The organism is Rhodococcus sp. ARC_M6, assembly GCF_022810305.1.
Lineage (GTDB): Bacteria > Actinomycetota > Actinomycetes > Mycobacteriales > Mycobacteriaceae > Rhodococcus_F.
Genome location: NZ_JALGQH010000035.1, coordinates 1 through 21,548, shown reverse-complemented (window position 1 = coordinate 21,548; position 21,548 = coordinate 1). Strand labels below are relative to the sequence as shown.

Genomic DNA, 21,548 nt, shown 5'->3' with positions numbered 1-21,548 from the left:
TCAGTTCGAACTGAAGAGATCCACCCCGTTCCTGTTCTGCACGGACAACTGTCCGCGATCGACGAGCACGTCGAGGTGGGCCAGTGTCTCGCACGTGGCTACCATCTGGTTGAACGTGTCGAGAGAATCGAAGCCGCGCTCGCGCCGTGTCCAGGTCAGTACCTCGGCCACCTGCAGACCTGAGGCGTCGCCCAATTCACTTACCACAGAAGTGGTCTGACCCAGCCGATGATCGTGGTGCGCCAACAACTCGCGGCACCGCGACTGCAGACTAGTGCCGGCGCCGCCGTGTGCGGGCATCATGATCCGGTCTCGGTCGTCGAGCATCATCCCCAACGAGTGGAGATACGCCCCGAGTGGCAGTTCCCAATTGCCGAGTTCGAATCCGATCGATGGCGTGATCGTCGGCAGTACGTGGTCTCCGGTAAAGGAGATGTCCCGCCCGAGATCATGAAAAACCATGTGGCCCTTGGTATGTCCGGGAGTATGTACTGCGGTGAGTCGATGACCCGGAATGTCGAGAGCGCCGGCGGAGAGCCAGTGATCGGGCGCCTCCCAGTCCGATATCTCGAACGGTTCGTTGACTGAGTCCCGATAGACCTGCTCGGCGATTGCCGCTGCGCCGGATCGATACAACTGGAGAATCGAGCTCTCCGGAACATTGCTGCCTAGCTTGGCGATAGCGGCAATCCCGGGAGATTCAGCTGCACCCAAGTGGATTTGCGAACCATGCCGTCGACGTAGCTCAACGGCAAACGTGTAGTGGTCACGGTGGACATGCGTGACATAAATGTCGTGAATCTCTGCCGGGCTACGACCGATCAGCGCCAGGGCGTCGGACAGTTCGGCGTGCGTGCTCTCCCGATGCCAGCCGCCGTCGATCAGCGCCAGTCCGTGCGTGGTCTCTAGGGCGTAGACATTGATGGCGCGCAGGCCGTCCTGCGGCATCTGCAGTGGGATCCGGAAAACGCCGTCGGCGACGCGGTAGCAGCCGGGCCGATCCCAGGAATCGGTCATTCCACGCTGACGACGAGCGGCACCATGGTCTTTTCGTCGCCGTACCACATCATCCGGCGCCCGCCCATGGTGCCGACATGATCAACGGCGGCCTGCCACTGCGGACTCGCCAGGGCGGCTTCGAGTGCTTCCCGCGACTCGAAACTCAAGACGGACAAGCCGTCCCACCCTTCCGACTTGCCGCCGAAAGCTTCGAGCAGTTCGGTGTGCTGCCACCGCAGCAGGCCTGGCAGAGGATAAGTGACGTCAGCGTGTTCGCCGCGCCACCACGTGATGAACTGCTCATGGGTCCAGTCGGTGGGGCGGGATGCGACGAGAACGAGATTGTACATAGTAGCTCCTAATTGAATTCACTTTAGTTTGGATGGGCAGGCCGAACGGCTACTCGCCGCACTCGGAGCGACCTACGCGCTCACCATCCGCAGGGCCGCGTCGGTCACTCGATCGGCGATCTCGGTCAGGCTGAGCTTTCCGTCCGGCCGGTACCAGCGCCACACACTGATTACGAGGGCCAAGACGAGTCGGCCCATCAAGCGAGGATCGGAATCGGCGAAGACGCCTTCCTTGATTCCGCTCGCGATCAGATCCGTCCACTGCTGCTCAATTTCTTGGACGAGTTCGCGTGACTTGAGACGCTCGGCTTCTTCGTTCGACGACTGACGCTCCGTGGCCAGTAGTTCCATATGATTTTGCAAGATCCGACGCTGCAGCGCGTCGCGAGGCGAGGCTGCGAGAGAGGCCATCACGGCGGTACGCAACGCTTCCTCCGGCGGAGATACACCCTCGGTAGCGTCGACGAACCGCTCGAGAGAATCTGCCAGCTCAAGCCGCATGATGGTGAGCAAGCAGTGCGCTTTGGACTCGAAATAGTGATAGAGCGCAGTCTGGCCGATACCGACCTCGTCCGCTATCGACGCCCATTTGGTGTGGTCGTATCCAACCTTGCCGAATTGATCGACGGCGACAGAAAGTATGAGCGTCCGCTTCGACCGCGGGCCTTCGCGGCGCGCCTGGGCATCTGTAGTCATGAAGGTCCTCTGTGGTACGACAAGTGTGAGTTCTTCAAACCCTACCTGTTTTGAGGTGAATTCGGATCAGTTTGCGTGGCCAAACCGGACGCGATCCGCACCGCATCCAGACGTGACAACTTTCCGACACGATTCTGCGGAAGGTCGTCGACGGCGAAGAGGTACTCGGGCCACTTGAACTTCGGGAAGCCTTTTTCGCCGAGTTGAGCAGTAGCCTCCGCCAACGTCAGCGGCGCACCGCCGGTGACGACGAGGGCCGCCGCTCGCTCGCCCAGAAGGTCGTCCGGCACCGGCACCACGCAGACCTGAACCACTGCGGGTAGCGAAGCGATCGCCGATTCCATCTCGTTGATGTCGATATTGCGGCCGCCGCGGATGATTATCTGCTTCTGGCGCCCCATGACGCAGATCGACCCGTCTTCACCGACCTCGACGAGATCGCCCGTCGGCAGGAAGCCGTCAGCGGTGAGCTCGGGCAGTACCGGAACACCACCGCGCGCATAACCGACGAACAGTGACGGTCCCTTCACCTGGGCATCACCGATCTCGCCAGCGACGAGCAACGCTCCGGCGGCGTCGACGGCCCGAACGACGGTGCCCGGGAACGGACGTCCGTCTCGCCCAAGTCGAACGGCTGGCGGATCGTCCAGACATGGGGTGGTGTGACCCAGACATTCGGACATACCGAACACTCGCAGGAAAGTGGTACCCAGCACGGTTTCAGCGTTCCCGAGTGTGCGCTCGTTCATAGGTCCGCCACCAACCGTCAGGGCGCGCATCGCCGAGAGCTTGCCGTCGGCCTGCTCGGTAACCGAGAGTTGCAAGGCCATGGTCGGCACCAGCATCGTCCAGGCGACCCTGTGCTGCGCCATTGCCTCTAGTGCCACCGCCGGCGACCACTTGGCGATCGAAACCATCTGTCCGCCCAGGAAAGCCGGCAGATACATCCCGAAACAGAAAGCTGCGACCGACGACAGCGGCACAAAAGCGCCGACCGCCTCACCCTGCTGCAATCCGACGGTATCGATGGTGCTCCGGCAGGCGTAGCGGATTGCCTCCTCGGATTGGACGACACACTTCGGGCGACCGGTAGACCCGGAGGTCATCGCGATCGCGGTGCCACCGCGCCACCGCTCGACCGAGGCGAAAACCCCCGGTCGAGACCTGAGCACTCGCGTTCCGAAAGCGGTTGCGGAACCGGCAAACTGCTCGTCCTTGACGCCCCAACGGGTCAGTGCGTCGGCATCGGCCACCACGAGATCCGGTTCGATGTCGTCGATCGCCATCTCGAACTCGGCCCCGGTCGCGTGCGGGCTGAAGACAGCAACCACGCCGCCGCGAAGTCCGATCGCCAGAGCCGTAGCCACCGTCTGCCACGTATTGTCGGCCTGAATGAGCGCGGTCGGTGCCCCGCCGTCGAGCGAAGCGATGGTATCGGCCAGCGAGCGAGCCGCCTCGACGATCGAACCGATTGTGTGAGAACCTAACTCGTCGATCACCGCAATCTCGGCCGGATTACCTTCCGCCCGGGTGAGCATCTCCTGTGCCAGCAACTTCACTGCGGCGTCCCTCTTCCGTCTTCGAGTTCCATTGTGTGTTGGATGTTTACAGCGATGAAGTGGCTGTAGGAATCAGGACGGCGCGACCGGACAGATCACCCGAACGCAGCCGATCGTAGGCCTCCAGCGCGCTGCCGAACGGGAATGCGGTCACCTCGGCATGCAGCTTTCCGGCACCGGCGAGCGCGACCACCTGACGAAGGTCCTCGATCGTGCCCCAGAACGGAGCCCGAACCTGCCAGCCATTGACCAAGCCAAGGCTCTTGCCGACGGTCAGCTGCCCGCCTGAACTTCCCACGACGACAACCCGGCCGCCCGGAGCGAGAAGCGCCGGAGCGGGTTCGACGGTCGCCTGGGCCCCGACGAAGTCGAAGACCACGTCGGCACCGCCGAGGCTCACGACATCTGCGGCCGCTTCCGAGAGCGTCGAAAAACATGCGCGTGCTCCCGATTCGAGAGCGAGAGCGTGTGTCTGGGTTCTTGTTTCGACGGCGATGATGTTGGTGACGCCGAAAGAACGCAGTATCTGCACCGCCAGATGGCCGAGACCGCCGACGCCGATCACCACCGCGACCGTGTCCGAGTCGATGAGGTCGCTATTGGTTCGGATCGCATGATATGCGGTCAGGCCGGCGTCGGCGAGCGGAGCAGCCTGCTCGGGGCTCAGTGAACCGGTGCGAACGAGAACAGCTTCCGAAGGCACCAGCAGGTATTCGGCCAGCCCACCTGGATGTCCCAGCCCGTTTCCGATCGGACTGAGTCGCCCGTCCGCGCGTGGGACCTTCTCCAAGCAGTAGTTCTCGCGCTCGCGCCGGCAGTTGCGGCACCGGCCACACGGCCAAATGCCGTGAACGACAATGCCTTCACCGATCCACGAGTGATCGGCGAGCGGCCCGGCCCCGACGACGGTACCGGCAACCTCGTGACCGAGTGTCAGCGGCAACGGGTAATCGAAATGCCCGGCCGGCGAATCCATGACGTGCAAATCTGAGCGGCACAGGCCAGCGGCACCGACTTTGATCAGCAGTTGCCCGTCGGCGGGTTCGGGTACAGGGATCTCACGCACCTGCGGTGGCTGACCCCACGCCGTCAGCTGGACTGCCAACATCAGCGGGCCGTCCATCCGCCGTCGACGACCAGCGCTTGGCCGGTCATGTACGAGGAGGCATCCGAGGCCAGAAACAGTACTGCGCCGTTGATCTCGCCTTCGACGCCGCCGCGGCCGAGCATGGTGTTCTTGCGCACCCATCCCGCCGATTTGTCGTTGCTGAACAGTCCGTCGGTCATCTCAGTATCGAACCACCCGGGCACGACGGAGTTGACGCGGATACCCCTGCGTCCCCACTGGCCGGCCAATTCCCGGGTCAGGCCGAGCGCTCCGGCCTTGGATGCTGCGTAGCTCGCGCCGCCAATGGGGGCGGTGGACACCAGCCCGATTACCGAGGAGATGTTGATGTACGACGCGCGTTCGTTCTCGGGTAGTCGGGTCGAGGCGTAGGTCGCCAGGTGAAAGCCGGACACCAGATTGAGTTCGAGCACGGAATTGAAACCTGTGATGGTTTCGTCCTCCGCGTTAGGTGGACCCGGCATGCCGGCATTGTTGACCAGGATGTCCAGGCGCCCGGACTGCTCGTAACACCCGTCGATCAATACGCGCCGATCGGCGTCGTCGGTGATGTCGCAACGAACCGGAACGATTCCCGGTACCTCGGCTGCCAGGTCCTGCAAACGGTCGAGCCGGCGGGCCGCGGCGTAGACCGTGGCGCCTGCGCCGGCCAGCGTGCGGGCAAATCCCATCCCGAGACCCGAAGACGCCCCGGTTACGATCGCCACGCGCCCGGTCAGTCCGAACATCTCGGTCAGCATCTGTCCACCTTCGAATCCGTTGTCTGTCATGACTTTCCTGTCGATCTCAGTTCGCAGCAGCGTCAGTGCGCAGCATCAGTACACGGCGGTTCGGCCGCCGTCGACCGGGATGAGCGCGCCGGTTGTGTAACCGGCCGCATCCGAGGCCAGATGCGTTACGAGACCGGCGATCTCCTCCGGCCGGCCGAGCCGCCCGGCGGGCAGGCGGTCCACGATCTTTCCAATGAACTCGTCATCCCAGTTCTCGGCCATATCGGTAGCGAAGCCACCGGGCATCACACAGTTGACCCGCACCGTCGGTGCGTACTCCTGCGCAAACGCCCGGGTGAGCGCATTGAGCCCGTTCTTGGCGGCGGCGTACATCGCTTCCGGGGGACTGGGGCGCTCTGCGCCGATACTGGAAATGTTGATGATCGAGCCGCCGCCGGCCGCTCGCATCCGGTCTCCGGCAACGGCCATCAGACGGAATGGTCCCTTGACGTTGACCTCGATGGTTTTGTCCCACAAGCTTTCCGATACGGAGAGCAGGTTTTCGGCCAGCGGTGCGATTCCGGCATTGTTGACCACGATGTCGAGGCTGCCGAACTGCTCGATGATCTGATCGACGGCGGGCTCGATACTGTCCCAGTGCCCGACGTGCAGGGCGAAGGGGTGCGCGGTTCCCGGCCCGGCGTCACCGAGCGACGCCACCGCATCGCGGCAGGATTCGAGCTTACGGCTCGACACGATCACCGTCGCGCCCGCGTCCCGGAGCCCGCGCGCGATGGCAAGTCCCAAACCGCGGCTGGCGCCTGTCACGAGCGCGACCTTACCGGTCAATTCCAGAGTTCTCATTTGTGCTTCTTCAACTCGAGGCGGGCAATGGTGCGTAGATGAACCTCGTTGGGGCCGTCAGCAATCTGCAGGGCACGGGTAATCGCGTACAGCCGAGCCAGGATCGTGTCGTTGCTGACTCCGGCGGCGCCGTAAGTCTGCACCGCACGGTCGACAACTTTGTGTGCAACTTCCATCGCGGACACCTTGATGGCGGCCACCTCGGAGCGCGCAGACGCGTTGCCCTGGGTATCCATCAACCAGGCCGACTTGAGGACGAGCAACCGGATTTGGTCGATCTCGATGCGGCTGCGGGCAATCCATTCACGCACGACGCCACGATCGGCAAGGGGTCCACCGAATGCTTCCCTTTCGAGCGCACGCTTGCACATCATGTCCAGTGCCCGTTCCGCCATACCGACAGCGCGCATCGCGTAGTGCATCCGGCCGGGGCCCAGACGTCCCTGCGCGATAGCGAATCCGTCGCCCTCGGCGCCGAGCATGTTTGCTGCCGGTACCCGAACGTCGGTGAACTGAACTTCGCCGTGGCCCAGTCGGTCCTGGAAGCCGAACATCGGCAGATCCCGAATGACCTCGACACCAGGTGCGTCGGCCGGTACCAGGATCATGCTCTGTTGGCGGTAGGTCGGACCTTCGGGATCCGACTTGCCCATGAAGATTATGAGCTTGCAATCGGGATCGAGAATGCCGGAGGTGTACCACTTACGGCCGTTGAGCACGTATTCGTCACCGTCACGTTGGATGGTCGATCGGATATTCGTCGCATCCGAACTCGCCACGGCCGGTTCGGTCATCGCAAAAGCTGAACGAATACTGCAGTCCAGCAACGGCTTCAGCCACTGTGACTTCTGCTCGTCGGTACCGAACATGGCGAGGATCTCCATATTTCCGGTGTCGGGAGCCGAGCAGTTGATCGTCTCGTTGCCGATGATGGAACGGCCGACGATCTCGGCTAGCGGCGCGTACTCGAGATTGGTCAGTCCGGCACCGAGTCCGTCGTGCGTCATAAACAGATTCCACAGGCCCAATTCGCGGGCTTTCTCCTGCAGGTCGCGCATGATCTGCGGCTGCTCGTGTGGGTTGTCGTTGTCAGCGACCTGGGCGTCGTACACCGATTCCGCCGGATAGACGTAATCGGCCATGAAAGATTCGAGCTTGCCGAGTAGTTCCTCGGTACGTGGGGAATAGGCGAAATCCACGGTAAGACTCCTTAAGTGGTTATCAGGGACGCAAAAGATCAGGGACGCAAGAGTGCGGTACCGGTCTCGATCAACCGGTTGATGGTGTCCGGCAGCTTCTCCTGGTCCGGATCGTGATGGCGACCCTCGCGGTGTCGACGCAGGTTGTGGCCCATGATCGCCGCCATTTTCAACCGACCGAGTGCGTCGAACCAGTTAAGTTCGGGAAGTGTGGGACCGTCACCGGTGTACAAGGCGACCAACTCTTCGGCACTCGGCAGTCCTGGGACTTCCCGGCCGACGCCGGGGAAGTTCGAACCGTCGGCGAACACCAGAAACCAGCCTAGCTCGACTCGGGGATCTCCGGCAGACCAGATTTCCCAGTCGATGAGTGCGACCGGCTCCAGGCCGTCGGAGATGATGTTGCCGAGACGGTAATCACCGTGCACCAGTGTGGGTTTGACAGGTTCGGGAATGTCGGAGCGCAACAGTTCCAGCAGATGATCGGCGCCGACAACCAATTCCGGGGGCACTGCGCCCAATGTCTTGGCCCAGCGCTCGAGCTCGTCTGCCGGCGTCAGGGGATTTGCGAGTCCTGCAATGGTGGCGAGGTCCACCTCGTGCAGTCGCGGTAGGACTGCCGCTGCACGACGCATGCGATTGGCAGCTAGCACCGGATCGACGGCGGGGTCGTCGAGCACCGGTTCGAGTGACTCGCCTGCAACAAATTCCATGGCAAACCACGCTGGTTCGATCTCGTCGACGACAACTACGCGTGGCACCGGAACTTCGGTGCCGGCCAGCGCCTGCAGAATGTGAGCCTGTCGCAACATGTCGTGCCTGCCGATGGATCGCTGGCCTTCCGGCACCGCCTTGATCACTACGTCACCGGTCGAGGTGGTGGCGCGGTACGTCAGCCCGGAGTGCCCACCGAGCAGCGGCTGGAAGTCGGTCAACGTCGCGCCGCAGTCCGCCAGCAGTTTGGCGGCGACCCGGTCTTGCAGAGACGAACTGGTCACGGTCGCGGCTCCCTCGGTAGACCGAGCACGCGCTCGGAGATGATGTTGTGCTGAATCTCGTCGGTACCGCCGGCAATTCGGTATCCCGGGGCACCGAGGGCGTGTTCGGACCACGCGAACGTTCCCCAGCGGCCGGAATCGGCGGTCAGTTCACGGCCGAGCAGCAAACGGGCAACTTCGGACGTCCGGGCCATTGTGTCGGTAGCCAACAGCTTTCCGAGTGACGCTTCCGGACCCGGCTCGTTGCCGGCGAGCATCGCCCCAGCCACCCGCATATTGCTCACACGCTGCAGATAGCTCCTGGTGACCAGGTCGGCGACCTTGTCCTTCTCGATCTCGGTCAGCTCGCGGCCGAGGTTCTGCGCGAGTGCGATTGCCTGATCCGCGTTGGCCAGACCGAGATTTCCGCCGTCGAGACGTTCGGCCGCCAGTACGGTCAGCGCAACCTGCCAACCCTTTCCGACAGGGCCGAGTCGATACGTGTCTTCGAGTTCGACGCCGTCGAGGTACACCTCGTTGAACGAGCTGCCGCCGGTCATCTGCCGGATCGGGCGGATCGTCATGCCAGGCGCGTTCATCGGGACCAGGAACATCGTGAGCCCGGCATGTTTCGTGACGGTGGCGTCGGTACGGCACACTGCGACTCCGTAGTCCGCGACCAGAGCGCCGGACGTCCACACCTTGTGTCCGTCGATGGTCCACGTGCCGGCTTCGCTGCGTACCGCCTTGGTGCGGACGGCAGCCAGGTCTGATCCGGCCTCGGTCTCGGAGAACAGTTGGCAAGCAATGATGTCCGTGCGAAGCATCGCGCGCACGTAGCGTTCCTTCTGCTCGTCGGTGCCCCACTGCTCGATGGTCGGCGCGATCAATTGTTGTGTCACCGAGAACATCTCGGTGCGACGCGGCACGTCGAACGATTCCTCGGCCCGGCGGAATGCCAACACGTATGACAGCGGGAGATTGCGACCGCCGCGTTCGGGGGTCCAACTCAATGCTCCCCAGCCGGCATCGAACTTCGCCTGCTCGTAGCGCGAAATCGCGTCGGTGTGCTCGCGCTCCTGCTCGGCGGTCCAATTCTCGAATACGGCCACTGAATCTGTACCGACGCCCCACACCGATTCGGTGCGAGGTGCCGCCACGCCACGCAACCATGCGATAGCTTCCTCGGTGAACGCGTCGAGACCTGGAATCGTTTGTGGTGTCACTGATCTGCCCTCAGCCATCTGCGCAAACTCATACGGACAATACGGTGCAGGCACTGATGCCCGGTGCGCCGTATACGTGGGTGAACCCGATCCGGGGAGTGCCGGGAACCTGACGGTCACCCGCCTCACCGCGGAGTTGGGTGACTATCTCGTGCACCTGCCGCAGACCCGATGCGCCGATCGGCTCACCGTTGGCGATGCATCCACCGTCGGTGTTGATCGGGATCCGGCCGCCGATCTCGGTCTCGCCGGCCGCAATCATCGATTCCTGTTCGCCGGGTTCACAGAACCCGCATTCGGCCATGTGCATGATTTCCGCGCCGCTCTCGGTGTCCTGCACCTGAGCCACGTCAACGTCGCCGGGGGAGACGCCTGCCTGCTCGAACGCCGCTCGTGCGGCGTCCGCACTGACACTGGTCGGTTCACCGCTACCTTGTACCGCAGGACTGAATACCTCGAACGAGCCGAATCTTCTGGTGCGGTGGGTGATTGCCCGGAGCGTTACCGCTCGCGCGCCGAGCGACTGGGCGGCGCCCTCGCTGGCAACCACGATCGCCGCTGCACCTTCGCCGGGTGAGCAGAACATGTAGCGAGTGAGGGGGTCGTTGACCATGTCGGCCGTCGCGATGGTCTCGGCGGACATCGCCTCGCGGCGCCAGGCATTCGGATTGAGAACGCCGTTGCGGTAAGCCTTCTCGGCTACCAGCGCCAACGTGTCGGCCGAGATGGTGTGCTGGCGCATATAGCGCGAGATCTTGGCCCCGAAGAATTGTGTGGTGACCATCAGGCCGGCCTCGCCGTACCCCGGTGGCAGGCCCCAATCCTCCGGTCGTGGGTCGAATGCGCCGCGCGGGTGCTTGTCGAAGCCGACTGCGAGTGCGATCTCGGCTGCTCCCGAGCGCACGGCGTTGACTGCAGAGAAGAGTGCACTGCCACCGGTGGCGCAGCCGTTCTTGACGTTGGTGAAAGGTATTCCGGTGAAACCGAGTTCGGCTACCAGGGTGTCGGCCAAGCCGGAGCCGTCGCTGCCACCGAAGGCGACCTGGACATCCGGCCACGTGATTCCGGCGTCACCGAGGGCGGCGCCGATCGCGGTGACGGCCATGGCGCGGCCGCTGACACCCGGCTGCCTGCCGAACTTCGAGAGTCCGGCTCCGATTATCGAAACAGGCTGCGTCACTTGATTTCTCCTTGTTTCGCGAGGCGATCGACGGCGAACCGGGGCACCGGTGAGTTGGCGACCAATGTCACCGGTGCCTGATCCAGTCCGTCGAAATCTTCACAGTCGATGATTGCCTCGACCTTGATTCCTTCCGGGAGTTCGATGTACCCGACCGCGAAGGGGGTGAACCCTCCGGCGGGTGGTACATACGGCGGCGATTTCGGAGGAAAACGTTGAATCGTATACGCCCACACCACGCCTCGTGTACTCAGATCGAGAGGTACTGCCGTCGGCGTTGCGCACTTGCTGCACATGACGCCGGCCGGAAAGGCCACCGTGGCGCACGCCGTGCACCGGCTGCCTTCGAGCACGATTGCCGTCTTCTCTGCCATGCCTATCCCTTCAGGTCTCGGGGTGAATCAGATCAGCGGCCGACCCACACCGGATCGCGCTTCTCGAGGAATGCGGTGACGCCTTCCTTGCCGTCTTCCGACTGCAGTGCGTTGCCGACGGCCAGGTGCTCCATGACCATGAGCGACTGGATGTCCGCGTCGAGACCCTTGTCGATGCACATCTTGGTGAGCTTCATCATGAACGGACTCTTGTCGGTCAGACTCGCGGCGAAGTCCGCCACGGCCTGGTCGAGCTGATCGGCCGGTGCCGACGCGTTGATCAGGTCGAATGCAGCTGCTTCCGTGCCCGAGAGCAGCTTGCCGGTGAGCATGAGCTCCTTGGTCTTGCGGATACCGATCATGCGGGGCAGGCGGTAGATGGGGCCTGCGCCACCGAAGAGCGCGCGACGGATGTGGAAGTCGCCGATCTTGGCGTCGTCCGATGCGATCGCGAAGTCGCACGAGATCATCAGTTCGAAGCCGCCGGCGGTGACATAGCCTTCGAGTACTGCGATCGAGGGGGTGTTCATCGAGTAGAGACGGTCGCAGACCTTGGCCGAGAGCACGGCGACGTCCATCGCGGTGGTGCTGCCGATGAAGTCGGAGAGCAGCTCGTCGAGGTCGAAGCCCGAGCAGAACGTGTTGTTGACGCCGCGTAGCACCAGAACCTTGAGGTTCGGATCGTTGTCGACCTCGACGATGATCTCGTCGAGGCGGTGCAGCAGTTCAACGGTGACCGCGTTCTTCTTGTGCGGGCGGTTGAGCCAAACCCGTGCGACGTCTCCGTCTTTCTCCAACAGGATGTGGTCGGTCTCGATCATCATGAGCCTTTCGTTTATCTTCAAATTGAACTGGATTCACTTCAGTATGCATATCGGGTGACGTCTCGTCAATACCCGGCGGCAGTTACATCTTTCGAACGGTCAAACACCGATCAGTTCTGCGATGCGGGCGCGATGAGTGCGCGAATCGCCCTGGACTGCTTCGTTTCCCAATGCCCGACGGAAATAGGAGTGCGCCGGGTGTTCCCAGGTGAAGCCGACACCACCGTGCAATTGCACGGCCTCTGCCGCGGCGTCGATCGCCGCATCGGTGCAGACAGCACCGGCCACCGCGATCGCCAATCGAGCGGTGTCCGGGTCCTCGTCGAATATGGCGGCGGCGTATCTACTCGCCGATCGAGCGCGCTCGAGCAGTACGAGTACGTCGGCCAATCGATGTTTGACGGCTTGAAACGAGCCGATCGGGCGCCCGAATTGCTGCCGGGTTTTCACGTATTCCACGGTCATCTCGAGGAGCGCGTCGACGATTCCGGTGTTCTCGAAAGCGATTGCGAGCGTACGTAAATCATGAAGCCGAGTACAGATCCGGGCGCAATCGTCGGCGCCGACCAGGGGGACTGCCGGCACTTCCGCTACGGTCAGATCTGCCTGCCTGCGGGTGGGGTCGACGACTTCACGCTCGCGCCAGTGCGCCTGACCATCGGTCTCTATCGCGAATATCTGCCGTCCAGCGGCGGTATCGGCGGAGGCGATGACGATATCGGCAGCAGCGCCACCCACGACGGCCGAAACCTCACCGCTGAGAACCCAGCCGGATTCACTTTCGACGCCGCTGAGTCGGTCGGTCGCGGCAGTCAGCGAACTGAGACTTGCCACCGCCGACCCGGCGAGAACATCGACCAGCAGTTCGTCGACGGGATACGTGGCCGCCAACACCGCTTGGACGCCGAGGACCGCCGAGGAATACACCGGCTCACAGACCAGGCTCCGCCCGCACTCTTCGAGAATGATGCCGAGTTCGACCATGCCGTAACCCAGTCCACCGCGATCTTCCGGTGCAGCGAGCGAAGTGACCGACATGTTCTCGAGCAATTGTTTCCAGAGTTCCGGCGAGTAGCCCTCGGTCGTGTGCGAAGCCGACCGAGCCTGCTCCACTCCGCCGTGTTTTCCGAGTAGCGCCCGAATCGCATCACGAAGCTCTAACTGTTCTGGACCAGGATTGAGAGCGGCGGGCTCGGAGCGCGGCCAGGCGGGCTCCACCTGGGAAGTCGACGGTTTCATATCACTCCAATTGACTTGAGTTCAGTTTGGTTAGTGAATCGAGACTAGCGCGTTTGGGCCTCGACAAGAAGGGGTGAACCGAACTAAGTTCATCTTATGAGTTCTGTCATCGAGACCTATTACGCAACCGTCGACGATGGTCGACTAAAAGATGCCGTGGCCTTGTTGGCCGAAAACGTGGAGTTCGCCATGGTCTTGCCCGCCGGGGCCAACTACGGGAATGGTCGCGCGGCAATGCTCGACTACCTGTCCGGTCGCCCTCCGGTGGATCGCAAACACAAGGTCCTGCGCGTCGCAGCCGACGGAGATCTGCACTTCCTGCACGGGTCCGTGACTGAGAATGGGACCAAGACCACGGGCTATTTCGTCGGCGTCATGCACGTCGATGCCGCCGGTCTCGTCGATCGCTACCAGGTGTCCTTCGACGCAGAGTTCAGTTTGCTTCCCCCCGATTCGTCCGCCAAAGGAGTTCGCTGATGAGCGAGACCAACCAGACGCCAGTGCTCACCCAGTGGTTCGAGTACATGGATTCCGACGACCCCGACCGCGTGCTGACGATGATCAGCAAAGACTTCGTCATGTCCGTTCAGTTCTCGAAGGGCGACGGCCAGTCGGCCGAGTTCGTCGGCGATCACGACGGCCTCGTCGCTTACCTGGCGCAACGCGAGAAGAGCGTTCTGATCCATCACATCGACGCCGGGGCATTCGTCGACGGCGTCGAGTTGTCGCTCGGCCGCACTACCCGCGGCAGCGAGTTCGAGGCGTCGTTCAATGCCACCGCGCAACTCGACAGCGCAGGCAAGGTGCGGCGCCTACTCATCGCCCGCACGCCCGAACTGTCCTTCTCCTGATTTCAGCTCCATCCAGGCCGACCTCGGGTACCGCGCAGCCTTCCCACGCTGCCCGGGGCCGCCCCATTTCTCCCGCGATCTCCAACTCCTCCGCGACCATCGCAGACGCGCGCCGCCCTCCGGCTGGCGATCCTCACTACTTTCCGGCCGAAACAACTGAGCCGTCATGATCAAAAGGAATCCCTGTGAGTGAACAAGCATTTATTTACGAGGCCATTCGCACGCCGCGAGGCAAGCTGCGAAAAGGCTCATTGAACAGTGTCAAACCTGTCGACCTGGTAGTCGGACTAATCAAGGAACTCGGAACCCGTTTTCCGGCAATGGATCCCGCAGACATCAACGACGTAGTGCTCGGCGTAGTCTCCCCGGTCGGCGAACAGGGTGCCGTCATCGCACGCACCGCGGCCCTGCTCGCGGGATTGCCGGATTCGGTGCCGGGCACGCAGGTCAACCGCTTCTGCGCATCGGGCCTCGAGGCAACCAACCTGGCGGCCCAAAAAGTTGCGTCCGGCTGGGACGATCTGGTGATCGCCGGCGGTGTCGAGTCGATGTCCCGAGTCCCGATGGGTAGCGACGGCGGCGCCATCTTCACCGATCCGGCGACCGCATACGACCTGTACATCGCCCCACAGGGAATCGGCGCCGACCTCATCGCCACCATCGAGGGATTCACCCGCGAGGACATCGACGGTTACGCCGCTCAGTCCCAGGATCGTGCGGAAAGTGCTTGGAATGCAGGTTATTTCACCAAGTCTGTAGTTCCGGTCCAGGACATCAACGGCGTCGTACTCCTCGATCACGACGAGCACCGCCGTCCAGGAACCACCGTCGCGAGTTTGGGAAAACTCAAGCCGGCATTCGAAACGCTAGCCGCTACAACCGGTTTCGACGAAGTTGCGCTGCAGAAGTACGTCAATATCGAAAAGATCAACCACATCCATACCGGCGGCAACTCTTCGGGCATCGTCGACGGTGCCGCACTCGTACTCGTCGGCAGCGACACCGCGGGCAAGCGCGCCGGCCTGACGCCACGCGGACGCATCGTTGCCACCGCCCAAACCGGTAGTGAACCGACCATCATGCTGACCGGACCGACCTCGGCCACCCTACTCGCCCTGAAGCGGGCCGGACTGACGGTGGACGACATCGACGTCTTCGAACTCAACGAGGCCTTCGCTTCCGTGGTCATGAAGTGGATGAAGGATCTGAAGATCCCGCACGAGAAGACCAACGTCAACGGCGGGGCCATCGCGATGGGACACCCGCTCGGCGCTACCGGCGCCATGCTGGTCGGCACTGTGCTCGACGAACTCGAACGTACCGACGGGCGCTACGGCCTGATCACACTGTGCATTGGCGGCGGTATGGGTGTCGCCACCATCATCGAACGCGTCTGAGCCCGCTCCTTCCTCGGTCCGCTCCCCCTCTGTTGAAGAGAAAGAACCTACAGAATCAATGACTGACAACATGATCGGCTGGGCGCTCGATACCGACGGTGTCCTCGTACTCACGATGGACGACCCGAATCAGGGCGCCAACACGATGAACAACCTGTACACGGCGTCAATGGCTGCGACAGTCGACCGACTCGAAGCCGAGAAGGACAGCTATGTCGGCGTGGTACTCACGTCGGCGAAGCGGACGTTCTTCGCCGGTGGTGACCTCAAGGATATGCAGGCGTGGGGCCCGCAGGCGGAGAACCCGGTGTCGGCCACCGAGATCACCACCCATCTCAACGCACTCAAGCAGGTTTTGCGACGCCTCGAGGTGCTGGGCAAGCCGGTGGTGTCCGCCATCAACGGCGCCGCACTCGGCGGTGGGCTGGAAATTGCGCTGCACACCCATCACCGAATCGCGGCCGACGTGCGCGGCAACCAACTGGGCCTGCCCGAGGTCACGCTTGGACTCTTGCCCGGCGGTGGCGGAATCTCCCGTGTCGTAAGGCTGCTCGGCATCCAGGCAGCCCTGGCGAGTGTCTTGCTTCAGGGCCCACGGCTTAGCCCCACGCGCGCACTGGAATTGGGCTTGATCGACCGGATCGTCGGCTCGGTGGCGGAATTGCTGCCCGCGGCCAAGGCCTGGATTCACGACCACGCCGATGCCGTACAGCCTTGGGACACCAAGGGGTTCGAGATCCCCGGAGGCGGACCGGCCGAGGCGAAGATGGCCCAGGCACTACCCGTCATCCCGAGCCTGCTACGTAAGCAACTCAAGGGCGCACCGATGCCCGCGCCGCGCGCGATCATGGCTGCCGCCATCGAGGGCGCATACGTCGGCATCGACACTGCCGACGAGATCGAGACCCGCTACTTCGTCTCGCTCGTGACCGGCCAGGTTGCCCAGAACATGATCAACGCCTTCTTCTTCGACCTGCAGGCCATCAACGGCGGCGCATCCCGGCCGGACGGCTACGACAAGTTCACCGCCAAGAAGGTGGGCGTCATCGGAGCCGGAATGATGGGTGCCGCAATCGCATACGTCTCCGCCCAGGCCGGAATCGACGTGGTAATCAAGGACATCTCACTCGAGGCCGCAGAGAACGGCAAGCAATACGCGGTAGCGCTCGAGGCCAAGGCGCTGGCTCGCGGCAAGACTACCGCGGAGAAGTCCGAGCAGCTCCTCGCCCGGATCACCCCTACTACCTACGCCGCCGATTTCGCGGGCGTCGACCTCGTGATCGAAGCCGCATTCGAATCAGTCGAGGTCAAACACCAGGTGTTCCAGGAAATCGAGAACATCGTCGAACCCGATGCAGTGCTCGGATCGAACACCTCGACCCTGCCGATCACCATTTTGGCCGAGGGGGTCGACCGCACCGCTGACTTCATCGGAATCCACTTTTTCTCCCCGGTGGACAAGATGCCTTTGGTTGAAATCATCAAGGGCGCCAAGACGTCCGACGCCGTACTGGCCAAGGTCATCGACTACACGCTGCAGATCGGCAAGACTCCGATCGTCGTCAATGACAGTCGCGGCTTCTTCACCTCCCGTGTTATCGGTAAATTCCTCGACGAGGCGATGGCAGCGGTCGGCGAGGGTGTGAACCCCACATTCATCGAGCAGGCAGGCGCGCAGGCCGGATACCCGGCACCGCCACTGCAGTTGATGGACGAACTGACACTCACACTGCCGCAGAAGATCCGCAAGGAAACCGAGCGCGCGCTGCTCGCCGCAGGCGAAACCGTTCCGCACCACGGCTCCAACGCCGTCATGGACCGCATGGTCGGCGAACTCGAGCGCACCGGGCGATCCGGCGGCGGCGGCTTCTACTCGTACGACGAAAGCGGCAAGCGGGTCGGTATTTGGCCTGGTCTGCGCGAAGCGTTCAAGTCCGGGTCTACCGAAATCCCCTTCGAGGACATGAAGGAGCGAATGCTGTTCGCCGAAGCGCTCGAAACGGTGCGCTGCTTCGACGAAGGAGTCTTGGAGAAGGTGGCGGACGCGAACATCGGATCGATCTACGGAATTGGCTTCCCGGCCTGGACCGGCGGCGTGATCCAATACATCAATCAGTACGCTGGCGGCCTGCAGGGCTTCGTCGATCGAGCACGTAACCTGGCGTCGAAGTACGGCAGTCACTTCGAGCCGCCGCAGTCGCTGGTTGACAAGGCCGCTGCCGGTCAACAGTACTGAGATAGTTCAGAGTCGACGTGGCCTGCCTCGGCTCGAGGCAGGCCACGTCGAAGAACTAGCGCTGGAAGCCCCGTTCCCACTCTTCCTGGAACTTGGCGGTCAATTCGGGAGTCAGCGACGCGGTGTCCGGCAGCGCAATGTCTTGCGCACGCCCGACCGAACCCGAGATGTCCGGCAGCGCACTACCGTATCCGTACGAGAGCGCTTTCTGCCCTGCTTCCGTGACCAGGAAGTTGGCCAGTACCTGTGCGGCATTCGGATGCGGTGCGGACGCAAGTACCAGGGAGTACCACGGCGTTCCCCAAGCCGGCTCCGGTAGCACCCAGTTCACCGGGGCACCTGCCGCCATCTCGCGCACCAGTGGTTGCACCATCGGAGTGGCAACTATCTCGCCCGAGCTCAATGCTTGTGCGATGCCCAGGGAACTCGGATAGATCCGCGGGCTCTGGGCTGCCAGTCGCTCGTTGAAATCGCCGGTTCCCCAGTTTTTTTCGAAGAACTGGTATTGATCGACCACGGCCGCGAATCCGCCGGGGTTTACGACCCCGATTTTTCCCTTCAACGCGGGGTCGAGTAGGTCGTCGGGGGATTGAAGTCCTTGCGGCACAGCGTCGGTGTTCCAGCCGAGCGCGAATATCGCCGCGCTGGTCAGGAAGAGCTGGTTGTTGATGACACTTCGATCGCGCTCGTAGGCCGGATCGTCGAAGGCTGGACCGACGATCGCGGTCGAGAAGGCACCAGATGTGGACGTATTCCTGATCCAGGACGGATCTGAAGACATGTGAACGTCGCCGACGCCCTTACCTGTTCGATTCTCGGTTTCGATGCGAGGATTCATCTCGACATCCGTCCCGCGAGTGACCTCCAGGGTGATCTGCGGGTACTGCGCCGTGAATGCAACCCGCAGGGCCTCCAAGTTCGCGGGATGCTGGGTCGAGTAAAGGCGTACGGAACCTTCGACATTGGCGGCGGCGACAACGTCATCCCAACTGCCGGCAACCGGACTGGCCGGAGTCTCGTCACTGCTACACGCCACAGCCATCAACAGTGTGGCGGTTGCAGTCACCGCTATGACCGACCGGGGGAAATTCTTCATGGACGTGCCCTTCTGGCGCTCGTATGGCACAGGTGATCTTCGGGAATCTTGTTGTCGAACCGCGAAAGGTATTCGAGAACAGGCAAATTCAGCCGTTGGGAAATACCAACCTGAATTCGGTTTAACTTACGCCGGCAGCATACAACGATGTGCCTCAGGTCACAATATGTCTTGTCGCTCGGTTGTTCGGTTCCGCAGCGCTGAGCTAAACTGAATTCAATACAGTCGGAGTCAATCGCTCTACCAGTTGCCGCAAGCAGGGAAAGAGAGCACTCATGGGTAACGAGTTTCCCCACCTATTTTCTCCGTTTGTACTCGGCGGCATGACCATCAAGAATCGGTTGGTGGCATTACCTGCCGGAACGAGCATGGCCGAAAACGGTGTGCCGACACACGGGGACACCGAGCATTTTGAGCGACTCGCAGCAGGCGGGGTTGGCATGATCATCGGCGGCGCGACAGTAGTGCACCCCACGACCACGTTGCGTTCACGGAAACTGGTCGAGGCGTATATCGACGAATTTGTACCCGCGACTGCGGCTAAAGTCGCCGTGATACACCGGCACGGCGCAAGGTTCATCGGCCAGTTGTGCCACCTCGGACGTGAATTCATCGGCGGCGAATCGGATGCACCACCGTCCGCACCTTCGCCGATCAAAACTCCCCGTGACGCCTACCCACCCCACGAACTCACGATTGCCGAAATCGAAGACATTATCGAAGGCTGGCGGATCTCGACCGCGAACCTGGTCAAGGCGGGCGCAGACGGCGTGGAAATCCATGCCGCGCACGGTTATCTGCCGGCTCAGTTCATGTCTCCGTTGACCAACCGGCGCACCGACAGTTTTGGCGGATCGTTCGAGAATCGAATGCGTTTCCCCCGCTTGGTGATCGAGGCAATGCGCTCCGTCATTCCCGCCGGATTCGTACTCGGCGTGCGACTGAGCGGTGAGGAGGAAATCCCCGGCGGAATGGGGATCGACGACTGCGTGCGCATTGCGGAGAATATGGCCGAACTCGGGGTCGATTATTTCTCCATCACGCACGGCACCCGCGGCAAATACGTCAAAGACTCCACCAACCCGGACGCGGTCGCGATCCCGTCCGCCGCGAAGGTGCGGGCCGCCACCGGCATTCCCACTCTCGTCGGCCAACGCATTCGCGACGCCGCCACCGCCGATCATGCGATCAAGTCCGGTCACGTCGACATGGTGGGGATGGCTCGGGCGCTGATCGCGGATCCCGACTTGCCGATCAAATCGCAGACCGGTCGGCTCGGCGAGATCCGCGGTTGCCTGGGGATCAACCAAGATTGTCGGGCTTTCGACCCACATCTGCACTGCGCGGTCAATGCCGAAGTCGGGCGCGGCCGGCATCCGGGGATCGGTGTCATCGCCCCGCGCACCAAGGAAGTTTTTGTCATCGGCGGCGGGCCGGCCGGACTTGAGGCCGCACGCGTCGCTGCGGGCCGAGGGCACCGTGTCACCCTGTTCGAGCGGGACACCGTTCTCGGTGGCGCCGTCCGCGTGGCCGCGGCTGCCCCGCATCGCGCCACCCTGATCGACATCGTCGATTACCTTGCGAGAGAACTCAAGCGGCTCAAGGTCGACGTCAACCTCGCTGCCGGAATCGACGTTGACGACCTCAAAGACATCCACTCATCGGCCGATTACGTCATCGTGGCCACCGGATCACGGCCGGCCGCACTACCGATCGAATTGTCGGGTCGAGCGTCCGCCACGGTCGACGACGTCCTGTCCGGTCGTGTGCCGGAGTTGGCAAGTCGTCGCGCAGTGGTTTTCGACGAGGGTGACGGATTCTGGCCCGCATACAGTGCCGCCGAAGCGCTCGCTCAACAGGGCTGGCACGTCACGTTCGCCACTCCTCTTTCTGCGCTGGTCTCGCGGATTCCCGCCGAAAGTGCGGGCCCGCTGCTCGGTCGACTCGGCGACGCCGGAGTGGAATTCAAGATCTGCCATACCTTGGTGGTTCCGGAGGATTCCGCGTTGCCACTGATTCTGCGGCCCGTCTTCGGCGGCGGAGACATAACGATCGACGACGCGTTGACGGTCTGGCACCAACCACGGGTTCCAACGTCGAGTCTGGGGCTCACTCCTGGCGAGACCATCAGCGTCATCGGTGACTGCGTCGCGCCTCGTCGGATCAGCCACGCCATCGCGGAGGGATATCGCATCGGCGCAGAACTATAAGAGTAATTCCTCGGAGGTCTATGACGTCATTGCTCCCTCACGATGAGACGAGCGTGATCGCGGGACGATGGCGGCATATTTCGGTCGCGGTCTTGCGACCCGAATCGAGATTCCGGATTGATAGGAGTACGTGTGCAATCCTGAAGTTGCCAGATTTGAATTCTACGGTGTGGCGTTCTTTCCGTTCGTGCCAACAGGATTCGCTCTGATTGTGGCCGGTTTTGGGTAACGTCCCAACCCCGGCCAACGCTGACGGGCGCTAGTAGAGCGCACCATAACCAGGTATTTTCTTTTCTCGAGCAGGGAGCAAACGAAGTGGAAATCAAGGGAACCGCAGCATTGGTCACCGGCGCAGCGTCGGGCCTCGGCGCAGCTACCGCCAAACGCCTGGCCGAGGCCGGAGCCACCGTCTTCGGCTTGGACCTGCCCGCCTCC

General features: G+C 62.5%; 21 protein-coding genes. 6 read left to right on the top strand and 15 right to left on the bottom strand.

Going from position 1 to position 21,548, the window contains the following annotated elements; all coding sequences use genetic code 11:
• From MTX36_RS25530 to MTX36_RS25465, 14 genes are all read right to left on the bottom strand, one after another.
• A complete protein-coding gene (locus MTX36_RS25530; RefSeq protein ID WP_243622425.1) occupies window positions 1-1,017 on the bottom strand; it encodes an MBL fold metallo-hydrolase in 1,017 nt (338 codons plus the stop codon).
• Complete coding sequence (locus MTX36_RS25525) at window positions 1,014-1,349, bottom strand: EthD domain-containing protein (protein ID WP_243622424.1); 336 nt, start codon at window positions 1,347-1,349, stop codon at window positions 1,014-1,016. The genes MTX36_RS25530 and MTX36_RS25525 overlap by 4 nt, the downstream gene beginning before the upstream one ends.
• A gap of 72 nt (window positions 1,350-1,421) precedes the next feature.
• On the bottom strand, window positions 1,422-2,045 hold the full coding sequence (locus MTX36_RS25520; protein WP_243622423.1) for a TetR/AcrR family transcriptional regulator: 624 nt from the start codon (window positions 2,043-2,045) through the stop codon (window positions 1,422-1,424).
• A 41-nt stretch (window positions 2,046-2,086) separates the two neighbouring features.
• Window positions 2,087-3,583 carry a class I adenylate-forming enzyme family protein gene (locus MTX36_RS25515; protein ID WP_279395018.1) on the bottom strand — a complete coding sequence of 499 codons (1,497 nt, stop codon included), beginning with the start codon at window positions 3,581-3,583 and terminating at the stop codon, window positions 2,087-2,089.
• A 67-nt stretch (window positions 3,584-3,650) separates the two neighbouring features.
• Window positions 3,651-4,712 carry an NAD(P)-dependent alcohol dehydrogenase gene (locus tag MTX36_RS25510; RefSeq protein ID WP_243622421.1) on the bottom strand — a complete coding sequence of 354 codons (1,062 nt, stop codon included), beginning with the start codon at window positions 4,710-4,712 and terminating at the stop codon, window positions 3,651-3,653.
• Window positions 4,712-5,500 carry an SDR family NAD(P)-dependent oxidoreductase gene (locus MTX36_RS25505; protein ID WP_243622420.1) on the bottom strand — a complete coding sequence of 263 codons (789 nt, stop codon included), beginning with the start codon at window positions 5,498-5,500 and terminating at the stop codon, window positions 4,712-4,714. The genes MTX36_RS25510 and MTX36_RS25505 overlap by 1 nt, the downstream gene beginning before the upstream one ends.
• A 45-nt stretch (window positions 5,501-5,545) precedes the next feature.
• Window positions 5,546-6,304, bottom strand: coding sequence for an SDR family NAD(P)-dependent oxidoreductase (locus MTX36_RS25500; RefSeq protein WP_243622419.1), 759 nt, complete (start codon window positions 6,302-6,304; stop codon window positions 5,546-5,548).
• Window positions 6,301-7,503 (bottom strand): acyl-CoA dehydrogenase family protein, encoded by a 1,203-nt coding sequence (locus tag MTX36_RS25495; RefSeq protein WP_243622418.1) that lies wholly within the window; start codon window positions 7,501-7,503, stop codon window positions 6,301-6,303. The genes MTX36_RS25500 and MTX36_RS25495 overlap by 4 nt, the downstream gene beginning before the upstream one ends.
• Before the next feature lie 38 nt (window positions 7,504-7,541).
• Window positions 7,542-8,501 carry a phosphotransferase family protein gene (locus MTX36_RS25490; protein ID WP_374230542.1) on the bottom strand — a complete coding sequence of 320 codons (960 nt, stop codon included), beginning with the start codon at window positions 8,499-8,501 and terminating at the stop codon, window positions 7,542-7,544.
• A complete protein-coding gene (locus MTX36_RS25485; protein WP_374230544.1) occupies window positions 8,498-9,691 on the bottom strand; it encodes an acyl-CoA dehydrogenase family protein in 1,194 nt (397 codons plus the stop codon). The genes MTX36_RS25490 and MTX36_RS25485 overlap by 4 nt, the downstream gene beginning before the upstream one ends.
• A 43-nt stretch (window positions 9,692-9,734) precedes the next feature.
• Complete coding sequence (locus MTX36_RS25480) at window positions 9,735-10,886, bottom strand: thiolase family protein (protein ID WP_243622416.1); 1,152 nt, start codon at window positions 10,884-10,886, stop codon at window positions 9,735-9,737.
• On the bottom strand, window positions 10,883-11,260 hold the full coding sequence (locus MTX36_RS25475; protein WP_243622415.1) for a Zn-ribbon domain-containing OB-fold protein: 378 nt from the start codon (window positions 11,258-11,260) through the stop codon (window positions 10,883-10,885). The genes MTX36_RS25480 and MTX36_RS25475 overlap by 4 nt, the downstream gene beginning before the upstream one ends.
• Window positions 11,261-11,292: 32 nt before the next feature.
• Window positions 11,293-12,081 (bottom strand): enoyl-CoA hydratase/isomerase family protein, encoded by a 789-nt coding sequence (locus MTX36_RS25470; protein WP_308198254.1) that lies wholly within the window; start codon window positions 12,079-12,081, stop codon window positions 11,293-11,295.
• Between the two features lie 102 nt (window positions 12,082-12,183).
• Complete coding sequence (locus MTX36_RS25465) at window positions 12,184-13,323, bottom strand: acyl-CoA dehydrogenase family protein (protein WP_243622413.1); 1,140 nt, start codon at window positions 13,321-13,323, stop codon at window positions 12,184-12,186.
• A 96-nt stretch (window positions 13,324-13,419) separates the two neighbouring features.
• Here MTX36_RS25465 and MTX36_RS25460 point away from each other — a divergent pair, with 96 nt between their 5' ends.
• From MTX36_RS25460 to MTX36_RS25445, 4 genes are all read left to right on the top strand, one after another.
• Window positions 13,420-13,800, top strand: coding sequence for a nuclear transport factor 2 family protein (locus tag MTX36_RS25460; RefSeq protein ID WP_243622412.1), 381 nt, complete (start codon window positions 13,420-13,422; stop codon window positions 13,798-13,800).
• Window positions 13,800-14,174: a hypothetical protein gene (locus tag MTX36_RS25455; protein ID WP_243622411.1), complete on the top strand. Its 375-nt coding sequence runs from the start codon at window positions 13,800-13,802 to the stop codon at window positions 14,172-14,174. The genes MTX36_RS25460 and MTX36_RS25455 overlap by 1 nt, the downstream gene beginning before the upstream one ends.
• 185 nt (window positions 14,175-14,359) lie before the next feature.
• Complete coding sequence (locus MTX36_RS25450) at window positions 14,360-15,571, top strand: acetyl-CoA C-acetyltransferase (protein WP_243622410.1); 1,212 nt, start codon at window positions 14,360-14,362, stop codon at window positions 15,569-15,571.
• A gap of 58 nt (window positions 15,572-15,629) precedes the next feature.
• Window positions 15,630-17,807, top strand: coding sequence for a 3-hydroxyacyl-CoA dehydrogenase NAD-binding domain-containing protein (locus MTX36_RS25445; protein ID WP_243622409.1), 2,178 nt, complete (start codon window positions 15,630-15,632; stop codon window positions 17,805-17,807).
• A 55-nt stretch (window positions 17,808-17,862) separates the two neighbouring features.
• On the opposite strand, the gene MTX36_RS25440 is transcribed toward MTX36_RS25445, so the two are convergent.
• Entirely contained in the window at window positions 17,863-18,903 is a 1,041-nt protein-coding gene (locus tag MTX36_RS25440; RefSeq protein WP_243622408.1) for an ABC transporter substrate-binding protein, read from the bottom strand.
• A gap of 275 nt (window positions 18,904-19,178) precedes the next feature.
• Between MTX36_RS25440 and MTX36_RS25435 the strand changes: the two genes are divergently transcribed.
• Window positions 19,179-21,113: an FAD-dependent oxidoreductase gene (locus tag MTX36_RS25435; RefSeq protein WP_279395014.1), complete on the top strand. Its 1,935-nt coding sequence runs from the start codon at window positions 19,179-19,181 to the stop codon at window positions 21,111-21,113.
• A gap of 315 nt (window positions 21,114-21,428) precedes the next feature.
• A partial coding sequence (locus tag MTX36_RS25430) for an SDR family NAD(P)-dependent oxidoreductase (RefSeq protein ID WP_243622462.1) occupies window positions 21,429-21,548 on the top strand: 120 nt, incomplete at its 3' end.

Bases quoted from the DNA above. Each gene is read 5' to 3' on its own strand.
- MTX36_RS25530 (WP_243622425.1), bottom strand. From the start codon at position 1,017: ATGACCGATTCCTGGGATCGGCCCGGCTGCTACCGCGTCGCCGACGGC.
- MTX36_RS25525 (WP_243622424.1), bottom strand. From the start codon at position 1,349: ATGTACAATCTCGTTCTCGTCGCATCCCGCCCCACCGACTGGACCCAT.
- MTX36_RS25520 (WP_243622423.1), bottom strand. From the start codon at position 2,045: ATGACTACAGATGCCCAGGCGCGCCGCGAAGGCCCGCGGTCGAAGCGG.
- MTX36_RS25515 (WP_279395018.1), bottom strand. From the start codon at position 3,583: ATGCTCACCCGGGCGGAAGGTAATCCGGCCGAGATTGCGGTGATCGAC.
- MTX36_RS25510 (WP_243622421.1), bottom strand. From the start codon at position 4,712: ATGTTGGCAGTCCAGCTGACGGCGTGGGGTCAGCCACCGCAGGTGCGT.
- MTX36_RS25505 (WP_243622420.1), bottom strand. From the start codon at position 5,500: ATGACAGACAACGGATTCGAAGGTGGACAGATGCTGACCGAGATGTTC.
- MTX36_RS25500 (WP_243622419.1), bottom strand. From the start codon at position 6,304: ATGAGAACTCTGGAATTGACCGGTAAGGTCGCGCTCGTGACAGGCGCC.
- MTX36_RS25475 (WP_243622415.1), bottom strand. From the start codon at position 11,260: ATGGCAGAGAAGACGGCAATCGTGCTCGAAGGCAGCCGGTGCACGGCG.
- MTX36_RS25470 (WP_308198254.1), bottom strand. From the start codon at position 12,081: ATGATCGAGACCGACCACATCCTGTTGGAGAAAGACGGAGACGTCGCA.
- MTX36_RS25465 (WP_243622413.1), bottom strand. From the start codon at position 13,323: ATGAAACCGTCGACTTCCCAGGTGGAGCCCGCCTGGCCGCGCTCCGAG.
- MTX36_RS25460 (WP_243622412.1), top strand. From the start codon at position 13,420: ATGAGTTCTGTCATCGAGACCTATTACGCAACCGTCGACGATGGTCGA.
- MTX36_RS25455 (WP_243622411.1), top strand. From the start codon at position 13,800: ATGAGCGAGACCAACCAGACGCCAGTGCTCACCCAGTGGTTCGAGTAC.
- MTX36_RS25445 (WP_243622409.1), top strand. From the start codon at position 15,630: ATGACTGACAACATGATCGGCTGGGCGCTCGATACCGACGGTGTCCTC.
- MTX36_RS25440 (WP_243622408.1), bottom strand. From the start codon at position 18,903: ATGAAGAATTTCCCCCGGTCGGTCATAGCGGTGACTGCAACCGCCACA.
- MTX36_RS25435 (WP_279395014.1), top strand. From the start codon at position 19,179: ATGGGTAACGAGTTTCCCCACCTATTTTCTCCGTTTGTACTCGGCGGC.